Source organism: Streptomyces sp. UNOC14_S4 (assembly GCF_020740835.1).
In the GTDB taxonomy this organism is placed as follows: Bacteria; Actinomycetota; Actinomycetes; order Streptomycetales; family Streptomycetaceae; genus Streptomyces.
The window spans coordinates 1-3,575 of sequence record NZ_JAINFC010000653.1; the positions used below are offsets into that span (position 1 = coordinate 1).

General features: G+C 72.1%; 3 protein-coding genes and 1 tRNA gene. 1 reads left to right on the plus strand and 3 read right to left on the minus strand.

Going from position 1 to position 3,575, the window contains the following annotated elements:
• Positions 1–330, plus strand: a 330-nt coding sequence (locus K6I34_RS33745) for an aminotransferase class I/II-fold pyridoxal phosphate-dependent enzyme (RefSeq protein ID WP_229331854.1), incomplete at its 5' end; no start/stop codon positions are given.
• 58 nt (positions 331–388) lie between these two features.
• On the opposite strand, the gene K6I34_RS33750 is transcribed toward K6I34_RS33745, so the two are convergent.
• The 3 genes from K6I34_RS33750 to K6I34_RS33760 all read right to left on the minus strand — a co-directional run bounded on the left by K6I34_RS33750 (position 389) and on the right by K6I34_RS33760 (position 3,489).
• The gene (locus K6I34_RS33750; RefSeq protein WP_229331855.1) at positions 389–1,048 is read right to left on the minus strand and encodes a response regulator transcription factor; all 660 of its coding nucleotides are present in this window, start codon (positions 1,046–1,048) and stop codon (positions 389–391) included.
• A 38-nt stretch (positions 1,049–1,086) separates the two neighbouring features.
• The gene (locus K6I34_RS33755; protein WP_229331856.1) at positions 1,087–2,838 is read right to left on the minus strand and encodes a histidine kinase; all 1,752 of its coding nucleotides are present in this window, start codon (positions 2,836–2,838) and stop codon (positions 1,087–1,089) included.
• 578 nt (positions 2,839–3,416) lie between these two features.
• Positions 3,417–3,489, minus strand: a tRNA-Arg gene (locus tag K6I34_RS33760).
• Between the last annotated feature and the right edge of the window lie 86 nt (positions 3,490–3,575).

Sequence of the window (3,575 nt, forward strand, 5' to 3'; positions counted from 1 at the left end):
AGTGGTGGGGTAGGGGCTGGGGAGCACGGCATACCGGTGGTCTCCGAGGCCGCGCACATCGTCCCCGTCCTCGTCGGTGACTCCGCGCGGTGTCGCGACGTGGCGGACGAGCTGCTGAACTCCTACGGCTACTACGTGCAGCCCATCAACGCCCCGAGCGTTCCGGTCAGCTCAGAACGCCTCCGGGTGACGCCGACCCCGTTGCACAGCGACGAGGAGGTCGTGGCATTCGCCCATGCGCTGGACGCCACATGGACCCGCTTCGACCTCCCCAGGCTGCGCTTGGACGAGGTCGAGTCCGGCGTCGTCGCCGAAGCAGGGGCAAGCTGAGGCAGACGCTCAGCAGTTTGGGCGGGGCAGGCCGGAGGTAGGCAGGACGCCCCCGCGCCTACTCCCCCAGCCCCGCGTCGCGGGCCAGCAGGGCCGCCTGGACGCGGTTGTCGCAGTCCAGCTTGGCCAGGATGCGGCTGACATACGTCTTCACCGTCGCCTCGCTCATGTGGAGGCGGCGGCCCGTGTCCGCGTTGGAGAGGCCCTCGCCGAGGAGGGCGAGGACCTCGCGTTCGCGTTCGCTCAGCGACGCCACGCGTTCGCGGGCCGCCCTGCCGCGGGCCTCGGCCTCGGCGGGGGCGGCGGCGAGGGAGTCGGCCACGTGACGGGTCGCGGCGGGTGACAGATAGGCGTTGCCCGCCGCGGCGGCGCGGACCGCGCCGATCAGCTCGCCCGGTGCCGAGTCCTTGAGCAGGAAGCCCGCGCCGCCCTCGCGCAGGGCGCGCAGGACGTTCTCCCGCTCGCCGAAGGTGGTGAGGATCAGCACGCGCACATCCGGCACCACCCGGCCCAGCTCGGCCAGGGCCGCGAGGCCGTCCATGACGGGCATCTGGATGTCGAGCAGCGCGACGTCCACCCGGTGCCGCCGCGCCAGCTCGACCGCTTCCCGGCCGTCGGTCGCCTCCGCCACGACGTCGATGTCGTCGGCCGACGTCAGAATCATCCTGATGCCCGCCCGGATGAGCGGCTCGTCATCGGCCACCAGGACACGGATCACCGGGCCTCCTGCTCGGTCACTGCGCTCGAAGCTCGGCGCTAAAAGCTCGGGACATTGAAATCGCGCTTCTCGATCAGTTTCCCGTCCTTGAAACAGAAGCGGAACACGTGGTCCGTCCGCGCATCGCCCGAGCCGTCCTTGGACAGCAGCGACAGGCACTGGGAGCCGGCGGGCTCGGCCGGGCCCTTGCCCTTGACGTCGTCGGTGAGGAAGGACTTGCCCGACGGCAGCTCCTCGCGGACGGTGTCCTCCGCCGTGCCGACCCGGATCGCGTCGTAGGTCTTCCGGTCGATCGCCGCCTTGTCGGCCTCGTCCACGACCTTGCCTATCGCCAGCACCACGAGCACCACCCCGATCGCGAGCAGCACCAGAACGGCGAAGCAGCCGATCAGACAGCCGTTGTTCTTCCGCAGACTCATGACGCTCTTGAGCTCCTCGCGTGGGTCCAGCCATTCGTAGACCGGTCCACCGTCGCCCGGGGGCGCCGCCGCGAGCTGCCACCGGAAGTCGTCCTCCGTCCCGACGAACGTCGCCGCGCGCGCCGCCTCGCGGGCCGCCCCGCCCTCGGCGCCGTCCCCCGCGTCGTACGGGAACACCCCCGCGAGCCGGAAGCCACCGCCCTCCACGGGCCCGGCGTGCACGATGCCACCCGCGAGCCGGGCCCGCTCGCGCAGCCCCGTCAGTCCCTGGCCACCGCTGACGGCGGGCGGCCGGACCTCGCCGCTCAGCGGCACGGGACCGTTCGCGACCTCCACGACCAGGGAATCCGGCTCGTAGCGCAGACTGACGGCGATCTCCGCGCCGGGCGCGTGCTTGTACGCGTTCGTCAGCCCCTCCTGCACCACGCGGTACGCGGCGTGATCGGCCGCGGGGGCCGGTGGGCGCGGCTCCCCGGAGCAGTCGAAGCGGGCCCGCACTCCCGCGGCGGCCGCGGACTCGACCAGCCGGCCGATCCCGGCGACGACGCGCGAGGCGGGGCCTTCCTCCGCGGCGGTGCCGTCCTCGACCGTCCCGTCCCTGAGCACACCGACGACGGCGCGCAGCTCGCGCATGGCCGTGACCGACGCCTCGCGCAGCACCCCGACCGCCTCGCGCTGCTGGTCGGACAGGCCCCGGGACACCTCCAGCGCCCCCGTCTGCACCGCGATGAGCGCGAGCTGGTGCCCGAGGCTGTCGTGCATGTCCCGGGCGATGCGCTGGCGCTCGCGCATCCGGGCCTGCCCGGCGACCATCTCCCGCTCGCGCAGCAGTTGCAGATGGCGCTCCTCCAGGGTGCGCACGAGGGTGCGGCGCTGCTCCCAGTAGCGCCCGGTGAGGCCGGGGACGATGGTGAAGACCAGGAAGAGCAGGGTGACGAGCACACTCTCGACCGAGAGCGGCCGCACCTCCCGAAGGGTGCTCAGCTCGTAGATCGCGAAGGCTGCCGCATAGGCGCCCAGCGCGCGCAGGACCGCGTCGATCCTGCGCCCCGCGGACCAGCTCGCCACCATCAGCAGGAGCAGCGAGCCGCCGGCGCTCATCCCGGACAGGGCAGCCGACGCCACCAGGACGGTGGCGGGCAGCACCCGCCGCACCAGGGACAGCACGGCGACGGCGAACGAGGCGAGCACGGCGGCGACCCAGCCGCGCTCGTCCAGGTACTCGGCGAACCCCGTGACCGCCGCGAGCACACAGGCCAGCACGGCCTCCACGACCACCCGCCGCCAGGACCACGCCGCCGGGTCCACAAGCCGCGCCCACACTCCAAGAGCCCGCTTCCGCGCGTCCAGGGCCCTCTGCCTCACTGCCATACCGCGCAGCCTAAGCAGACGAACCGCCCCAAGACGTGCAACGAAAGTCGCGCAACCAATCCACGAAAGTCGTACGGCTCATGGTGCCCGCATGCGGACGGCCCCGGACGCGCGGTCCGGGGCCGCGTGAGCTAGCGCCTCTTACGTAACCCGCGCTTCTTCTCCTTCGCCTCCTTCTCCTTGCGCTGAGCCACGCCGTACGCCGACCAGGGCCCCTGGTGAACGGGGCACCGGGACGTCCCCGTCACCACCTTTCTCCGGCACCGACCGCCTGTCTTCGTCGGCGCGCCACACTTCGCCATGCCGCCTCCCCTCCGGATCGACGGCGAGCTCGCCGCCCTCAGCACGGTGGTGCGGGTTCCGTCCTCCCGGAAGGCGCACACGGACTCGACCGGAAGCGCAACGGGCGCACGGCCCGAAGTCTTGATCATTTGGGAGATGTCCGGGAGACGGCGCAGTGGGTCCAGACCGTTTCGAGGGCAGGGGTGACCACGCGTGGAACGGCACCGAACGACGAAGGCCCAGGGCGGAGACTGCTCCGGCCTGGGCCTTTGCGCCATCGGCGCTGGTGTTGCCTGTGCCCCCGGGCAGATTCGAACTGCCGACACCCGCTTTAGGAGAGCGGTGCTCTATCCCCTGAGCTACGGAGGCGGGGCTCGCCTTGCGTGGTGCGTGCAGGGCGGTCGAGGACAGGTTAGCGGATGGTGGGTGGGCGGCGCTGGCCCGGTGGTGGGGAG